Source organism: Gilvimarinus algae (assembly GCF_030518215.1).
Lineage (GTDB): Bacteria > Pseudomonadota > Gammaproteobacteria > Pseudomonadales > Cellvibrionaceae > Gilvimarinus > Gilvimarinus algae.
This window is the reverse complement of the sequence record NZ_JAULRT010000062.1, coordinates 603286-617295: the sequence shown is the minus strand read 5'-3', so window position 1 is coordinate 617295 and position 14010 is coordinate 603286. Positions and strand designations below refer to the sequence as shown.

General features: G+C 56.0%; 15 protein-coding genes. 3 read left to right on the top strand and 12 right to left on the bottom strand.

Features of this window, described 5'->3' with window-relative positions; all coding sequences use genetic code 11:
- Nucleotides 1-14: 14 nt before the first annotated feature.
- Both QWI16_RS17580 and QWI16_RS17575 read right to left on the bottom strand, forming a co-directional pair.
- Nucleotides 15-872 carry a transglutaminase-like domain-containing protein gene (locus QWI16_RS17580; protein WP_302715189.1) on the bottom strand — a complete coding sequence of 286 codons (858 nt, stop codon included), beginning with the start codon at nucleotides 870-872 and terminating at the stop codon, nucleotides 15-17.
- Nucleotides 847-1677 carry a hypothetical protein gene (locus QWI16_RS17575; RefSeq protein WP_302715187.1) on the bottom strand — a complete coding sequence of 277 codons (831 nt, stop codon included), beginning with the start codon at nucleotides 1675-1677 and terminating at the stop codon, nucleotides 847-849. The genes QWI16_RS17580 and QWI16_RS17575 overlap by 26 nt, the downstream gene beginning before the upstream one ends.
- 251 nt (nucleotides 1678-1928) lie before the next feature.
- Between QWI16_RS17575 and mutS the strand changes: the two genes are divergently transcribed.
- Nucleotides 1929-4499 (top strand): DNA mismatch repair protein MutS, encoded by a 2571-nt coding sequence (mutS, locus tag QWI16_RS17570; protein WP_302715184.1) that lies wholly within the window; start codon nucleotides 1929-1931, stop codon nucleotides 4497-4499.
- Nucleotides 4500-4630: 131 nt separating this feature from the next.
- Nucleotides 4631-4954, top strand: coding sequence for a ferredoxin FdxA (gene fdxA / locus QWI16_RS17565; RefSeq protein WP_302715182.1), 324 nt, complete (start codon nucleotides 4631-4633; stop codon nucleotides 4952-4954).
- Nucleotides 4955-5020: 66 nt separating this feature from the next.
- Here fdxA and rpoS read toward each other — a convergent pair whose 3' ends face one another.
- The 8 genes from rpoS to ftsB form a co-directional block, all read right to left on the bottom strand.
- Entirely contained in the window at nucleotides 5021-6028 is a 1008-nt protein-coding gene (gene rpoS, locus QWI16_RS17560) for an RNA polymerase sigma factor RpoS (protein ID WP_302715181.1), read from the bottom strand.
- Between the two features lie 130 nt (nucleotides 6029-6158).
- Entirely contained in the window at nucleotides 6159-7013 is an 855-nt protein-coding gene (locus QWI16_RS17555; protein WP_302715179.1) for a peptidoglycan DD-metalloendopeptidase family protein, read from the bottom strand.
- Nucleotides 7014-7153: 140 nt separating this feature from the next.
- On the bottom strand, nucleotides 7154-8101 hold the full coding sequence (locus QWI16_RS17550; RefSeq protein ID WP_302715177.1) for a DUF368 domain-containing protein: 948 nt from the start codon (nucleotides 8099-8101) through the stop codon (nucleotides 7154-7156).
- On the bottom strand, nucleotides 8101-8745 hold the full coding sequence (locus QWI16_RS17545; RefSeq protein ID WP_302715606.1) for a protein-L-isoaspartate(D-aspartate) O-methyltransferase: 645 nt from the start codon (nucleotides 8743-8745) through the stop codon (nucleotides 8101-8103). The genes QWI16_RS17550 and QWI16_RS17545 overlap by 1 nt, the downstream gene beginning before the upstream one ends.
- A gap of 116 nt (nucleotides 8746-8861) precedes the next feature.
- The gene (gene truD, locus QWI16_RS17540; RefSeq protein ID WP_302715175.1) at nucleotides 8862-9824 is read right to left on the bottom strand and encodes a tRNA pseudouridine(13) synthase TruD; all 963 of its coding nucleotides are present in this window, start codon (nucleotides 9822-9824) and stop codon (nucleotides 8862-8864) included.
- Nucleotides 9825-9828: 4 nt separating this feature from the next.
- Nucleotides 9829-10305: a 2-C-methyl-D-erythritol 2,4-cyclodiphosphate synthase gene (gene ispF / locus QWI16_RS17535; RefSeq protein WP_302715173.1), complete on the bottom strand. Its 477-nt coding sequence runs from the start codon at nucleotides 10303-10305 to the stop codon at nucleotides 9829-9831.
- 4 nt (nucleotides 10306-10309) lie between these two features.
- Nucleotides 10310-11002 (bottom strand): 2-C-methyl-D-erythritol 4-phosphate cytidylyltransferase, encoded by a 693-nt coding sequence (gene ispD / locus QWI16_RS17530; RefSeq protein ID WP_302715171.1) that lies wholly within the window; start codon nucleotides 11000-11002, stop codon nucleotides 10310-10312.
- A 6-nt stretch (nucleotides 11003-11008) separates the two neighbouring features.
- Nucleotides 11009-11284, bottom strand: coding sequence for a cell division protein FtsB (gene ftsB / locus QWI16_RS17525; protein WP_302715168.1), 276 nt, complete (start codon nucleotides 11282-11284; stop codon nucleotides 11009-11011).
- A 61-nt stretch (nucleotides 11285-11345) separates the two neighbouring features.
- On the opposite strand from ftsB, the gene QWI16_RS17520 reads away from it, so the two are divergent.
- Entirely contained in the window at nucleotides 11346-11771 is a 426-nt protein-coding gene (locus QWI16_RS17520) for a DUF3859 domain-containing protein (RefSeq protein WP_302715165.1), read from the top strand.
- 40 nt (nucleotides 11772-11811) lie between these two features.
- Here the strand turns inward: QWI16_RS17520 and eno are convergent, their stop codons facing one another.
- Nucleotides 11812-13101, bottom strand: coding sequence for a phosphopyruvate hydratase (gene eno, locus QWI16_RS17515; protein WP_302715163.1), 1290 nt, complete (start codon nucleotides 13099-13101; stop codon nucleotides 11812-11814).
- A gap of 42 nt (nucleotides 13102-13143) precedes the next feature.
- Nucleotides 13144-13995 carry a 3-deoxy-8-phosphooctulonate synthase gene (gene kdsA / locus QWI16_RS17510; protein WP_302715161.1) on the bottom strand — a complete coding sequence of 284 codons (852 nt, stop codon included), beginning with the start codon at nucleotides 13993-13995 and terminating at the stop codon, nucleotides 13144-13146.
- Nucleotides 13996-14010 lie beyond the last annotated feature (15 nt).

The following is a 14010-nucleotide window of genomic DNA, read 5'->3' as shown; positions in this document are numbered from 1 at the left end:
ATACTTTTTGATTCTTAAAGCCGCACCGCCAAGCCATCGTCGGCTTGAACGAAGGGGGCGATTTCACCTTTATAAAAATTTAACAGCACATAGCTTTCGTAGTGTTCGTCAAACACCTCTGAAAAGGTATCAGCTATACGCCATCTATCGCCGCCGTAGTACTCTGCCCAGTTGTGAAAATCGCTGCCAGACACCCTATGCACCCGATTCCGGCTTACTAAGCCGGCAGCTCCTCTAGCCGGAATACCCCTATTTCTGGCAAGCGCCATAAAAGAAAACATGTGCTCTGTACAGTCACCATGTAGCCGACTCAATGCCCAGACAGCGCCTTTTGGCAAAAGGGTGTAAGCGTCTTTTTGAATGCGCTGCGAAACCCATGAATAGATTTCCTGCGGCCCCACAAAATCCTCTTTTGCTACCACCGATCTAACAAGTGGATGGCTGGCCTCTATATAGCTCTCATTGCTCAGGTATTCATCAGACGGCACTGCCGAATGGGGGGGGCTCTTCGCAAGGCGCACCTTGATATCCACCTTAACGACGCGCTTTTCATAAGGTTTAAACTCTCGCAGTAAAACCCGGGCATACCTGGCATTGCCTTCTTGAACCTCTATTTCCAAAGACTGATCAGAGTCTAAACCTATGAGGCCTTGGCGCCCTTCGATCTCCAAAGGCACCAAAAATTTAAACATTGTTTTCGGTAGAAATTCGGTTGTCTTATTCTCTACCAAAAAGCTGAAACGTAGCGATTTCTCTCTCCAATCTGGATCATCATCCTGCCGTGTATCTAAGACAAAAATGACCGCACATATTGCTATTGAGGCCATTAGCGCGATTAGGCACCACTTACTGGACCGCACAACTGAAATCATTACGGTTTCCCGATTGCCCTTGATGTGTTTTTTTTGCATCCATGTTGTAGGCTGCCAGAGCTTGTACTCCGCCCTCTACACTATAGGCACCAGATTTTCTCGAAACAGATTTTGGCTCCATATTAAATGGATCACTTATTATTACTATGGGTGCTGAAAAGGCGCCTTTGCTGGCTTTTAGGTACGTCATTCCGTCCTGAAGCCGATGATTTGATAAGCCAATCGACATCAACTGGCGTGACACACCGGGGGATGAAGCCACTAAGTCAAGATCACCCAAGTGGTACTCCAGGAAAAGCTCATTCGCTGAAAGCTCAAGGCTCGGGTAGAGCGCCCTTTGAATCTCTGGGGGCCACCCTTTGCCAACAGCCACGCTGATATCCAGATCAGCTTCACGGCTTAGTTGACAAATACGCGACAGTGCACTTCTTCTGAAAGATTCTTGGATAACCAACAAGCGCCTCCCCTGCAAAAAACTCGCTTGTCTGAATTTGCTTACTGGTATTTTCCAGCCGCCCGAGACTGGCGGGTTTGTCCCGGAGCTAGAGTCGATCAGCTGATAGCTATCGAGGTCATCGGAAAGTGAAGCGAAGGTGATAGCACAGGAATAATCCAGTGCTCTCTGGGGTCTAGAGGTAGAGCTTACCTGCCCTGCTGGACAATAACCCGAATCTGCGCCAGTTAAAGGATTGGACCAAGCAAATACGGGCAGAAAAGAGATAAAAACAAAAAAGAAGGCGCGATAGAGCGTGAATGGAATTTCATTCTTGAAAAAAAGTCGTCCAATAAAAGCTATTCTTTCCATGTGTCGCTATCCCTGAAGCACCCTACGTCCAAAAGCAAGTGATCATCCGTTTGAGGAAGCAGTTTACCATAAGACTTACCGGCTTAACATGATGTCTGCAACGACAAGCTGAACGTTACTTGACTGGGTAATTGATCTCACATTTTCCCCTATCTGCCCCCGGCCACCGGCTTTCACCGCCTTTAGGCTAAGAGTAAATTGCCGTAGAATATGGGTCATTTCCAGCCTCTTAACGACTCAGACAAGACTTTATGGCCTTATCAGCACGAGCAGACCAGCACACCCCCATGATGCAGCAATACCTCAAAATCAAGGCGGAGCATCCCAATGAGCTGGTGTTTTATCGGATGGGCGATTTTTACGAGCTGTTTTTTGACGATGCCAAAAAGGCGGCGGAGCTGCTCGACGTCACGCTGACAGCGCGTGGAAAGTCTGCCGGGGAGCCGATTCCCATGGCGGGGGTGCCCTATCACGCGGCGGAGAGTTATCTGGCGCGGCTGGTGCGCGCCGGTGTGTCGGTGGCCATCTGTGAGCAAATTGGCGATCCGGCCACCAGCAAGGGGCCGGTGGAGCGCAAGGTGGTGCGGGTTGTAACGCCGGGCACGGTCAGCGATGAAGCACTGCTGGATGAGCGGCGGGACAATCTGTTGGTGGCCTTGCACCGGCGCGAGGAAACCTTTGGCATCGCCTCTTTGGATATGGCCAGCGGTCGGTTTTTGGTGCTGCAGGTGGATGGGTTGGAGGCGGCGGCCAGCGAGTTGCAACGCCTGAGCCCGGCCGAATTGCTGATCAGCGATGAGCTGAACCTGCCCGAACTGACGGAGAACCGCAAGGGCTTGCGCCGCCGCGGCCCCTGGGAGTTTGAGCTGGAGACCGCCGAACGGCTGTTGACCCAGCAGTTTGGCACCAAGGATTTGTCCGGCTTTGGCTGCGACCACCTGCAAACCGCCATTGCCGCTGCCGGGTGCCTGCTGAGCTACGCGCGCGAAACCCAGCGCACCGCCCTACCCCATGTGCGCACCCTCGCTCACGAAAACCGCGACGAAGCCGTGGCCATGGATTCTGCCACCCGCCGCAATCTTGAGATTGACATCAACCTGACCGGCGGCGATGACAATACGCTCTTTGCGGTACTCAATAAAACCGCGACGGCCATGGGCTCTCGCTTGTTGCGCCGCTGGCTAAACCGGCCGCTGCGCGATCTGGCCACCTTGCAAGCACGCCAGGATGCCGTCGGTGTACTGGCTGACAACTACCGCTTCGAGCCGGTGCGGGACAAACTCAAGCGCATTGGCGATATGGAGCGCATTCTCGGCCGCCTCGCCCTGCGCTCGTCAAGGCCACGGGATCTGTCCCGGCTGTTTCTCTCACTGGCCACTTACCCCGAATTGCAGTCGGCCCTGGCGCAGTGCCGAAGCCCGCGTCTGCAACAGTTGGCAGAGCACATCAGCACCTTTCCCGAACTGGTGGAGCTGCTCGACAAGGCGATCGTCGAAAATCCGCCGGTAGTGATCCGCGACGGGGGTGTTATCGCCGAGGGCTATGACGCCGAACTGGATGAGCTGCGCAGCATCAGCGAAAACGCCGGTCAGTATCTGGTGGATCTCGAGACTCGCGAGCGCGAGCGCACCGGCATCAACACCTTGAAAGTGGGCTACAACCGAGTACACGGTTACTACATTGAACTCACCCGGGCTCAGTCGAGCCAGGCACCGGCGGATTATATTCGCCGCCAAACACTGAAAAATGCCGAGCGCTTTATCACCCCGGAATTAAAAGAATTTGAAGACAAGGCGCTGTCCGCGAAAAGCCGCGCACTCGCCCGTGAAAAAGCGCTCTATGAAGCACTGCTGGAAACCCTGAATACTCAGCTGATTGAACTACAGGACTCGGCCGCCGCGGTTTCCGAGCTGGATGTGCTGTGCAACTTTGCCGAGCGCGCCGTGACGCTGGAGCTGAACTGCCCGGCGCTGACACCCGAGCCCGGCATTATCATTGAAGGCGGCCGTCACCCGGTGGTCGAGCAAGTGCTCGATGGCCCCTTTGTCCCCAACGATCTGCACTTTAGCCGCGAGCGGCATATGCTGATCGTCACCGGGCCAAACATGGGTGGCAAATCGACCTACATGCGCCAGACGGCCCTGATCGTGCTGCTCGCGCATGTGGGCAGCTTTGTACCGGCTGCCTCGGCTTCCATTGGCATGGTAGACCGGATTTTTACCCGCATCGGATCGTCTGACGATCTCGCCGGTGGTCGCTCGACCTTTATGGTGGAAATGACCGAAACCGCCAACATCCTACACAACGCCACCCCAAGCAGCCTGGTATTGATGGATGAGATCGGCCGCGGCACCAGTACCTTTGACGGCCTGGCTCTGGCCTGGGCCTGCGCCCGGCACCTGGCCGAAACCGTCAGGGCCTTTACCCTGTTTGCCACACACTACTTCGAGCTGACCGAGCTGCCCGCGAGCATCGAGGGCATTGCCAATGTGCATTTGAGCGCTACTGAACACAAAGACAGTATTGTCTTTCTGCATAAGGTGCAGGACGGACCGGCGAGCAAGAGTTATGGCATTCAGGTCGCACGCCTGGCAGGTATTCCCGCGCCGGTGCTCGTCAGTGCGGAAAAGCAACTGGCCAACCTGGAAAGCGGTAACCACCACAGCCTGGCCCCGGTCGCTCCGGCGCCCAGTGCACCCCTGCAGGGCGGCTTATTTGACAGTGCCACGCACCCGGCCGTGGAGGCCCTGGCAGATATCGACCCGGACAACCTTAGTCCCCGAGCGGCACTTGAGGCCCTGTACCGCCTTAAGTCCCTGTAAATAATAATGATTTTCACTCTCTGCCCGGCGTCGGAGAGTGCCCCTGAGGGCGGCTTTCGAATAGACTTAACCCCGGCCTCGCTGTAAAATGCCCCCCTTTATTCAGCACTGGTAACCGTGGAGTCTGCACAATGACGTTTGTAGTTGGGGAAAACTGCATTAAATGTAAACACACCGACTGTGTCGAAGTTTGCCCAGTCGACTGCTTTTACGAAGGCCCCAATTTTCTGGTGATTCACCCGGACGAGTGTATCGATTGCGCCCTGTGCGAGCCAGAGTGCCCGGTGGATGCCATTTTCTCCGAAGACGAGCTGCCCGAGGAGCAGGCGGTATTCCTCGAGTTGAACGCAGAGCTGGCCGAAGTCTGGCCGAATATCACCGAGAAAAAAGACGCACCTGAAGACCACGAGCAGTGGGACGGTGTCGAGGGCAAGCTGCAATACCTCGAGCGATAAAGCAACGTTTTGCCCATAAAAAAACCGCGCTTGTGCGCGGTTTTTTTATGCCTTGCGATTCGCTCTTCAAGGATTAAACAAGCACTCGCTGTTCAGGCCCTGCTTTTCCAGAATGTCGCGCAGACGACGCAGCGCTTCCACCTGAATCTGGCGCACCCGCTCGCGGGTGAGGCCTATCGCCTTGCCCACCTCTTCCAGAGTACTCACCTCGTGACCGCGCAGACCAAAACGGCGGGCCAGCACTTCGCGCTGTTTTTCACTCAGATCGTCTAACCAGTGGTCCAGACTGGCGTTGATGTCGTCGTCCTGCATCAGCGACGCCGGGTCGGATTCGTGCGCATCAGCGATGGTATCGACCACCGTGCGGTCAGAAGAATTGCCGATAGGGGTATCCACCGAGGTCACCCGTTCATTGAGCCCAAGCATACGCTCTACATCGGCCACCGGCTTATCCAGCATGGTGGCGATTTCTTCAGCGGTGGGTTCATGATCCAGCTTTTGCGTGAGTTCGCGAGCCGCGCGCAAGTAGACGTTGAGCTCTTTCACCACATGGATCGGCAGGCGAATCGTGCGGGTTTGATTCATGATGGCCCGCTCTATGGTCTGACGAATCCACCAGGTCGCATAGGTAGAGAAGCGAAACCCGCGCTCGGGATCAAATTTTTCCACGGCGCGAATCAGGCCGAGGTTGCCCTCTTCAATCAGATCCAACAGTGCCAGGCCACGATTGACGTAGCGGCGAGAGATTTTTACCACCAGCCGCAAGTTGCTTTCGATCATGCGTTTGCGCGAGGCCTCGCAGCCTTTGCGCGCACGGCGAGAGAAGTAGACTTCCTCTTCAGCGCTCAGCAGAGGCGAAAAACCAATTTCGTTTAAATAGAGCTGGGTGGCATCCATGGTGCTGTTGTCGCCGGGGAGCCGGCCGGATGCAGCAGGTTTGCGCGCGGAGCGCGTCTTGGAGGGTTTGGGGTTATCGTCCAGGGCGAGTTCGCTGTCTTCAGCGTCTACGCCTTGGGCCAGTACAAATTCATCACGGTCAAGGTTGCTGCTTGTTTCCCTGTTTTCTACTCTCATGGTCAGGCCCCCTTATGGATCCCATCCGGTAAGTGTGTTACCGGCCGTTAGCAACTCAAACGGTACCCGTATAGCTACTTCCTGTAGGTGTCATTTTAAAGACAGTGGCTCAGAAACTTTGTGGTTAACACTAACGTTTGGGCAAAAACGTTAAGGGGTTCACCGGCTTTCCATCGCGCCTTATCTCAAAATGCAATTTCTCTTTATCGGTACCGCTAGAACCTAGTTCGGCAATCTGTTGACCGGCTTTAACACTTTCGCCTTCACGTACCATCAACACTCGGTTGTGTGCATAGGCACTCAGATAGGTCTCGTTGTGTTTGACGATCACCAGCTTGCCGTACCCTCGCAGCCCCGAACCGGCGTAAACCACATTCCCACTCGCGGCTGCAACCACAGGCTCCCCCAATTTGCCGCCAATATCAATACCCTTGTTCAAGCCCCCCGCTGAACTAAACCCCGCAATCACAGGACCCGACGCCGGCCAGCGCCATTTTACCGGCCCACTGAGCATCGGCGGGGGTTCAGCGGTGCTGTTTGCAGGTGTTCTGTTTTCAGAACGGGTTGATGAGCTCGCCGGTGGGGTTGTCGGTGTGCTTCGGCTGGGAGTTCGGCTCGCGGATGTCGGTGAGCTCACAGGCGCCGCGGCAGGCGCTTGGGTCCGGGAGGCGATGGCCGGCGGTGGCCGGCGCCGCGAGGCATCGTTCACATCCAGCCGCAACTGCTGGGATACATAAATGGTATAGGGGGGGCCTATGCCGTTGTGTCGCGCCAGTTCGCGGAAATCCAGACCATAGCGCCAGGCGATACTGTAAAGGGTTTCATTGGAGGAGACAGTATGCACCTGAATTTTGCGCGTGGGCGGCTGCTCGCGATCGGCTACTCGCGCCGGTGGCGCCGACGCACAACCCACCAGAAGAGCACTGTTCAATATTCCAAACAGTGCGATTCGACGCCAATGTCTGCTCAACCAACCGGTCAACATTCAGTGCTCCACTGTAGGGCACGCCAATTCAAACAGCTTATTTACTTTTGCGATTAACGATCCGGGTTTATTAAAAAATTATCTTAAATAATGCCGAAAAAAAGCCACTTTCGGACACACTGGAAATATGGTCACCTATACTATAAGTCGCGTTTCTGCGCATGCCCACCCACGTATTCGAGAACAAGAACCAACACAATTCCCAATACTGCCATGGCGGTGACTTCCAGCCACTGCGATGAGCTACCACTGGCAGCTTCGTACACCCAGGGCCACACATTTTCCTGCACCACAGGCACCACTTCGCCATGACGATCGACACGGGTTTCAACCACCCGCTTCCAGGGCCAGACAATAATCAAAGAGCCGGCTAAAAAACCCGTCAATACACCTAAGGTTATTTGGCGAAAGCGCTGCAACAGCCAGTAAAGTACATGGGAAAACGCCATTAAGCCGAGCACGCAACCACCCAAGAACAAACTGAGAATAGTCAGGTTCAATTCCGTTACCGCCTGGATAATGACCGGGTACATTCCCATAATCAGCAGCAAAAAACTGCCGGAGACACCCGGCAGGATCATGGCACAAATAGCGATAGCGCCGGCTAAAAACACCGTCACCGAATTGACCGGCACGTCCACTGGCCGGAGTACGGCCACCAGCAGGGCGACCAGTACACCGGCCCCAATCGCCAATAGCGTTTTGCTGTGCAAGAGGTCCAATGAGCGCGCGATGTAGACGCTCGCCGCCAGGATTAAGCCGCAGAAAAAGCCCCACACTTGCAAGGGGTAGTTTTCCAGTGCGTAGACAATACCATGGGAAAGGCCGGCAATGCTGAGCAAAACACCGGCGAAGAGCGAGACCAGGAAGGTGCCATCGACATGCTGCCAGCAAGCCGCAAACCCCTCGCGCTTGAGAATCACCAGAGCCTTAGGCGTGAAAGACTTGAGCGCCAACAGGAGACGCTCGTAGATACCGGTAATAAAGGCGATGGTACCGCCTGAGACCCCGGGCACGACATCGGCCGCGCCCATGGCCATACCTTTCAAGGTAATCAGTGCGTAGGAGTCCAACCAGCGTTTCAACATCAGCGCGCCGTACCCGATAGCAGAGGGACAAAACGCACAGGCTCAAGCTCCTGGGTGTGAAAGCTATCCGAGTCACCATCGCGAACTATCAAATACAGGCTCTGTTGCTGCCCACCCACCGGAATCACCAGCACACCATTGGGCGCGAGCTGGTGCTTGAGCTCCTCGGGGACATACTGGGGCGCGGCCGTGCTCAAAATGCCGTCAAAAGGCCCTTTTTCCGGCCAGCCAAAGCCACCATCGGCGTGAGAAAGTTGGACGTTACGCAGGCCCAGCTCGCGCAAACGCACGCGCGCCCGGTCCTGCAAAGGCTTGATGCGCTCAACGCTGTACACCTGATCGACCAGCTGGGCCAGCACCGTAGTTTGATAGCCTGAGCCGGTGCCCACTTCCAGCACGCGGCTCAGGCGGCCGCCGGCGGCGCCGAGCAAAATCTCGGTCATGCGGGCGACAATATACGGTTGAGACAGCGTCTGGCCGTAGCCGATGGGAAGGGCAGAATCTTCGTAGGCGCGGTGAGAAAGCGCCTCGTCGAGAAACAGGTGGCGGGGGGTGTTGCGAATCACATCCAGTACGCGAAAATCGCTGACGCCCTGCTCCATCAGACGCTGCACCAGTCGCTCGCGCGTGCGCAGGGATGTCATGCCCACCCCTTCAAGAATTAAATTACTCACCGTTCACCCCTGTTAGCGCCCAAGTTCGTCCAAATCACGACTCTGGCCCTCTTTTTTGTCGGGCCACTATAGCATAATCCCAGGGCTCAGGTGCCGGATCTGGGGTGGACCAACTCGCGTACCAGGGCGGTTGCGTAAGCACCGGTAGTCAGAGAAAAACGCAACTCTAGATCGGCGCCGTCATACGCCCAACTGAGTGCTTCGGGCACGTTCACCAAGCTGCGCCGCTGCTGTGTCAGGCCGGTAAACTCCAGCGGCTCACACCAGCTTTGCCAGGTGTTTAGCACCTCAGTCTCCAACTGCCGGGTATCATCGCTCGCCAGCGAGCGGCCACGCCCCCACAAGGGCCCGCTCGGGTAGACGCCCTCTAGGGGATCCCCGGGCAGACGTTGAGCCCAATCGCCCCGAACGACTCGCGCGGCCAATACCTGATTAAAAAGCCAGGAGCGCGCGGCGGAGAGCACCATAGAGCGCTTCTCCCGGTTTTTAATTTTGCTACCCGCAACCAGCATGCGCTCGGCAGCCTCTAGGTTGCCGCCGTCCAGGCCAAAACGCTGCTCGCCAAAGTAATTGGGCACACCACGCTCGGCGATGCGGCTCAGCTTCTCATCCAGCGCTGAACGCTCGCCATCAATATCGCGCAGGCGGATACGAAAACGGTTGCACTGATGCTGACCGCGCCTGAGCTTCTGCCGGTGGCGAGCACTCTGAAGCAGCGTCACGGTATCGCTGTTAAGCGCTGACCAATCGGGCTCATCGCCTTTGGGTAAGTAGACACTGAACCACTGGCGTGTCACACCATGGCGGTCTTTCAGGCCGCAATAACCTACATCGCGACTCTCTACACCCGCAAGGCGCGCAATCTGGCGGGCCAGCCAGGGAGTGTTGTCACCGTTTTTTTCCAGTTGCAGCAGCACATGCTCGCCGGCGCCCTCGGGCACAAACCCAAGCGCCTCATCCACAAAAAAATCTTCGTTGGCCACCCGAAAACCGGCGGTACCAACTGGCGCGCCGAAGGCGCAGGGAAAGTTCAGATCAAAACTGGTCAATGGATCACCCGATGCTTGAGAGCAAGACGACCGCCTGAGCGGCAATACCTTCACCCCGACCGGTAAAACCGAGCTTTTCGGTGGTGGTGGCTTTTACGTTGATTCGCGCTTCTGCGCACTGGAGATCGCTGGCGATAGCCTCGCCCATGGCACGAATGTAGGGCGCCATTTTCGGTGCCTGAGCGATAATGGTCATATCGGCGTTTTCGAGCTGCCACCCGCTTGCGCGCACTTTTTGATACACCATACGCAGAAGCTCCCGGCTGTTGGCCCCCTTGTAGTGGGGGTCGGTGTCGGGGAAATGGTGGCCGATATCACCCAGCCCGCAAGCGCCCAGCAGAGCGTCGCAAAGGGCGTGCAGCAAGACATCGCCATCGGAGTGCGCCACCAGTGACTGACTGTGCGGGATCACCACACCGCCAATGATCACTTTGTCGCCGGGCCCGAAGGCGTGCACATCAAAGCCCTGCCCTATTCGCATGGCGCTACTCCTCCCGCTGCCGTGTCAGTATCATTTCGGCCAGAGCCAGATCTTCCGGCCTGGTCACTTTAATGTTGTCGCGGCTGGCTTCAACCAACCGAGGACGCCCGCCGACAAACTCAATGGCGCTGGCCTCATCGGTCACAGGCTGGCCCTTGGCGGCCGCGCTCGTGAGGGCGCTGTGTAATTGGTTAAGGCTAAACATCTGTGGGGTCATGGCGCTCCAGAGCTGCTGGCGATCGAGCGTTTCAATCACCTGAGCTCTCTCGGCACGCTTAACCGTATCGCTGATGGGCGCGGCCAGCAGCGCCCCTTCTCCCGCAGCCATCAGGCGTTGAATGTCCTCGATGCGCACACAGGGGCGGGCGGCATCGTGAACCAGCACCCAAACGTCCTGCGCGGCGCAGCCTTTGATGTACTCCAGTGCCAGGGCCACCGATTGGGCGCGTTCGGCGCCGCCGGTAACGGCGGAGACTCGCGGGTGCGAGGCGCAGCCGAGTTTGTTCCAGTGAACGTCCTCAGGGTGTAGGGCAACCACCACCCTTTCTATGGATTCGACCGAGAGCAGGCGCTCAATGGTGTGCTCAAGAATGGTCTTGCCGGCGATTTCCAGGTACTGCTTGGGGAGAGCGGCCGCCATGCGGCTGCCGATACCGGCGGCGGGCACCACCGCCCAAAACGAAGAGGGTGTGTTCATCGGGGATCACTGTTGCTTTTGGGTCATAAAAAAGGTCTCACCCTTTTTTACCATGCCCATATCACTGCGCGCGCGCTCCTCAATGACCTCGTGGCCGCTTTTCAGATCGTCCACCTCCACCGCGAGCACCCGGTTGCGTTCACGCAGGCGGTCGTTTTCCGCCTCCTGCCGGACAATTTCATCGTCAAGCCGCACTTTGTGGGCATAACTGCCTTCTCCGACCCAAAGCCGGTATTGCAGCCCCACAAAGACGGCGATAAGAATTGCCAGCAACCATTTCATAGTCGGCAGTTTAGCGCACCACCTGGCGGCTGACTACAAGCGAAGGCACAGCGCTGGTAGAATGGCCGCCCCTTGCAAATCACCCGACACCATGGCCAAGAAGAAACCCGAAGTCCGCATCAACCACTGGGGCATTTACACCCCTTGGGAACACGGCTCAAAAGAGCTGCCCGAGCTGATCAAGGTCACTCACGACATACCCTGCGAACTAGGCATTGAGTTCGGCTACACCGTCACCATCAAAAAGGCAAAAAACCGCAAACTGCAGTATTGCATTTACCACCCCAAGATTCCCGATGAAGACGGCCAGCCGCTGGCGCCCTTTGCCGGTGAAGAGTACATCCGCCAGAACGACTGGAATTTTTTTATCGGCGACACCATTTGGGCGCCGGTGGAAAACAAAGCTGGCCCCTGGCGCATTACCCTTGCCATTGACGGCGAGCTGATTGCCGATAAGACCTTTAACTTGATTTTATCTGAGCCATAAAAAAGCCCCGCTAGCGGGGCTTTTTGTGCAGCGAGCCTTATTAGGCTTTAAATTCTGCGCGGCCTTTGTATGGCGCCTTGCCTTCCAGCTCGGCTTCAATGCGCAGCAAGCGGTTGTACTTGGCAACGCGATCCGAGCGACACAGAGAACCGGTTTTGATCTGGCCCGCCGCAGTGGCGACAGCCAAGTCGGCGATTGTGGTGTCTTCGGTTTCGCCTGAGCGGTGTGAAATAACCGCGGTGTAGCCGGCATCCTGCGCCATTTTGATGGCGTCCAGTGTTTCAGACAGAGAGCCGATCTGGTTGAACTTGATCAGAATCGAGTTGCCAATTCCTTTCTCGATGCCCTCTTTCAAAATCTTGGTGTTGGTAACGAACAGGTCATCACCGACCAATTGAATTTTATCGCCCAACACTTTGGTGAGGTACGCCCAGCCTTCCCAGTCGCTCTCATCCAGTCCATCTTCGATAGAGATGATGGGGTATTTGGCGGTTAGATCAGCCAAGTAGTCACTGAAGCCTTCCGAGTTAAAGGTTTTACCTTCGCCGGAGAGGTTGTACTCGCCGTTTTTGTAGAACTCAGAGGCGGCGCAATCCAAAGCCAGGGTAACGTCCTCGCCCAGCTTGTAGCCAGCGTTGGCCACAGCAGTACCGATCACTGAGAGTGCTTCTTCATTAGAAGGCAGGTTGGGTGCAAAACCGCCCTCGTCACCCACCGCGGTGTTCAAACCTTTTTCATTTAATACTTTCTTAAGCGCATGGAAAATTTCAGCGCCCACTTGCAAAGCTTCGGCGAACGATTTGGCGCCTACTGGCTGAACCATAAATTCTTGAATATCCACGTTGTTATCAGCGTGCTCACCACCGTTGAGAATATTCATCATCGGTACAGGCATGCTGTACTTACCCGCCGTGCCGTTTACTTCGGCAATGTGTTGGTACAGCGGGATTTTTTTGTCGGCAGCGGCTGCTTTGGCAGCGGCCAAAGAGACGGCCAGGATAGCATTGGCGCCCAGCTTTGATTTGTTCTCGGTGCCATCGGCCTCCAACATGGCGTTATCCAGCGCGCGCTGGTCGGCCGCATCCATACCCACCAGGATGGGCTTGATGGTGTTGTTAATATTACCGACGGCTTTCAGAACGCCCTTGCCCAGGTAGCGGGACTTGTCGCCATCTCGCAGCTCCAGCGCTTCGCGCGAGCCGGTAGAGGCCCCAGAGGGAGCGCAGGCAGAGCCCACCACACCGGATTCCAGAATCACTTCAGCGCTGACGGTGGGGTTACCGCGGCTGTCCAGAACTTCAAAGGCTTTAATATCAGCTATCTTGCTCATTGGGGTAAATGCTCCAATTGTCGTTTCAAATTCAGGGAAAAATCAGCGAATGTCCAACTCGGGAAAAGACTTTACTGTCTCATCAATCGCTTTCATTTGTGTTAAAAAGGGTTCGAGCTTATCCAGCGGCAGGGCACTGGGGCCATCGCAGCGGGCGTTATCCGGGTCAGGGTGCGCTTCGAGAAAAAGCCCTGCAAGGCCGACGGCCATACCGGCACGGCCAAGTTCTGCCACCTGATGGCGACGCCCGCCGGAGGCCGCACCCATTGGGTCGCGACACTGGAGCGCGTGGGTCACATCAAAAATCACCGGCGCCCCACCACTCACCTCTCTCATGGTGGAAAAGCCGAGCATATCCACCACTAAATTGTCGTAACCAAAGTTGCTGCCGCGGTCGCACAAAATCAGATTGTCATTGCCGCACTCGCGAAACTTTTCGCAAATGTTTTTCATCTGACCGGGGCTCAGAAACTGTGGCTTTTTAATGTTGATCACGCTGCCGGTTTCTGCCATAGCACGCACCAGATCGGTTTGCCGGGCCAAAAACGCCGGTAACTGGATAATATCCGCCACCTCAGCCACAGGCGCACACTGGTCAATCTCATGCACATCGGTAATCACCGGCACTTTAAAGGTGTCTTTGATTTCCTGAAAAATCTTCATACCCTCTTCCATGCCTGGGCCGCGGAAAGAGTGAATGGAAGAGCGGTTGGCTTTATCAAAAGAGGCTTTGAAAATATAGGGAATGCCGAGCTTTTCGGTCACCTGGACATAGGCCTCGGCCACGCGCAGGGCAAGATCGCGCGACTCCAACACATTCATGCCGCCAAACAGGACAAACGGCAGATGGTTGGCAATATCGATGTTATCGACACTTACGGTTTTAGTGCTCACTCAATGTATCTCTTT

Excerpts from the sequence above, each read along its gene's own strand:
- eno (WP_302715163.1), bottom strand. The coding sequence starts at position 13,101 with ATGAGCAAGATAGCTGATATTAAAGCCTTTGAAGTTCTGGACAGCCGC.
- QWI16_RS17545 (WP_302715606.1), bottom strand. The coding sequence starts at position 8,745 with ATGACATCCCTGCGCACGCGCGAGCGACTGGTGCAGCGTCTGATGGAG.
- rpoS (WP_302715181.1), bottom strand. The coding sequence starts at position 6,028 with ATGAGAGTAGAAAACAGGGAAACAAGCAGCAACCTTGACCGTGATGAA.
- mutS (WP_302715184.1), top strand. The coding sequence starts at position 1,929 with ATGGCCTTATCAGCACGAGCAGACCAGCACACCCCCATGATGCAGCAA.
- QWI16_RS17575 (WP_302715187.1), bottom strand. The coding sequence starts at position 1,677 with ATGGAAAGAATAGCTTTTATTGGACGACTTTTTTTCAAGAATGAAATT.
- ispD (WP_302715171.1), bottom strand. The coding sequence starts at position 11,002 with ATGAACACACCCTCTTCGTTTTGGGCGGTGGTGCCCGCCGCCGGTATC.
- ftsB (WP_302715168.1), bottom strand. The coding sequence starts at position 11,284 with ATGAAATGGTTGCTGGCAATTCTTATCGCCGTCTTTGTGGGGCTGCAA.
- QWI16_RS17555 (WP_302715179.1), bottom strand. The coding sequence starts at position 7,013 with ATGTTGACCGGTTGGTTGAGCAGACATTGGCGTCGAATCGCACTGTTT.
- fdxA (WP_302715182.1), top strand. The coding sequence starts at position 4,631 with ATGACGTTTGTAGTTGGGGAAAACTGCATTAAATGTAAACACACCGAC.
- QWI16_RS17580 (WP_302715189.1), bottom strand. The coding sequence starts at position 872 with ATGATTTCAGTTGTGCGGTCCAGTAAGTGGTGCCTAATCGCGCTAATG.
- ispF (WP_302715173.1), bottom strand. The coding sequence starts at position 10,305 with ATGCGAATAGGGCAGGGCTTTGATGTGCACGCCTTCGGGCCCGGCGAC.
- QWI16_RS17550 (WP_302715177.1), bottom strand. The coding sequence starts at position 8,101 with ATGTTGAAACGCTGGTTGGACTCCTACGCACTGATTACCTTGAAAGGT.
- QWI16_RS17520 (WP_302715165.1), top strand. The coding sequence starts at position 11,346 with ATGGCCGCCCCTTGCAAATCACCCGACACCATGGCCAAGAAGAAACCC.